A 463-nucleotide genomic window follows, 5' to 3' on the forward strand; every position below is an offset into this window, starting at 1 on the left:
GATGCGAATGGCGCCGTCGATCTTCGCGCACGTCATGAAGGTGATTCGCATCGCCTGTGCAGGGTTCAACCAGCACGTTCCACTCTCCGAACGGCAAGTCGACTCACTGTCGATGTTCGCCATGCACCGCACCAAGCAGAAGATTCTGACGTCGTTTGCGCCCTACCTGACCAAGGGCACCATGCCCCGCGCCTTCGATCACCTACAACTCGGCGAACAACTCGTCGCGCTCGGCGGTGTCTTCCGCAGCCAGATGCCCAATCACAACCCGGACCACGAGAAGCTCCCCGCACTGGCCGACCAGTGGTTCAAGCGTTACGACGACGGCTACGACTGCACACGCTGGTACACCGCCGAATCTCAGGCACAAGAGTCGATCACGTCAGGGGCCAACTGATGGCAGAGCACTGCTCCCCCACGTTTGCCCAACTGGCAACAGAACTCGGTTTCTCCTGTCAGGAAG

Annotated in this window: 1 protein-coding gene; it reads left to right on the forward strand. The window is 60.0% G+C overall.

The window, feature by feature from the left end:
* The coding region (locus tag AC1D1Y_RS26370) for a hypothetical protein (protein WP_020907477.1) at positions 1 to 397 on the forward strand (397 nt) is incomplete at its 5' end.
* Positions 398 to 463: the final 66 nt, after the last annotated feature.

This window comes from Polaromonas sp. P1_G1 (assembly GCF_056405595.1).